We start from the raw sequence: 353 nt of genomic DNA, 5'->3' as shown, positions 1-353 counted from the left end.
GCCAATACGGTTTAATGCGCCCCGTTGCCCGGATAGCTCAGTCGGTAGAGCAGAGGATTGAAAATCCTCGTGTCCTTGGTTCGATTCCGAGTCCGGGCACCACCTTTCCTTTTTTATGCCTCCTTATCAATCCCTATGTTATTGCGATTCAATAAGTTGGCGTAAAAATCTTTTCCGATGCGTTTTGATTTATCCCTTCGTATCGGGGAATTTGTGGGTCAGATTACGGGTCATTCAGTTCGATGAACGAGAATGACCCTCACATGTTAACTGACAGCAAAGTCCGATCCGCGAAACCTCTCGCAAAATCTTATAAGCTCACCGACTCGCAAGGCCTGTACCTCACGGTATCA

Annotated in this window: 1 protein-coding gene and 1 tRNA gene; both read left to right on the top strand. The window is 47.3% G+C overall.

Annotated features, from left to right (window positions below; genetic code table 11):
- Window positions 1-26 precede the first annotated feature (26 nt).
- Window positions 27-102: transfer RNA gene (locus H0247_RS19370), tRNA-Phe, on the top strand.
- 161 nt (window positions 103-263) lie between these two features.
- Window positions 264-353 (top strand): Arm DNA-binding domain-containing protein (locus H0247_RS19935; protein ID WP_255434038.1); only part of this gene is annotated, 90 nt, incomplete at its 3' end.

The sequence above is a fragment of the Pectobacterium sp. CFBP8739 genome (assembly GCF_013449375.1).
Classification (GTDB): domain Bacteria; phylum Pseudomonadota; class Gammaproteobacteria; order Enterobacterales; family Enterobacteriaceae; genus Pectobacterium.
The sequence above is the reverse complement of the archived record's forward strand: the minus strand, read 5'-3'. Positions and strand labels throughout refer to the sequence as shown.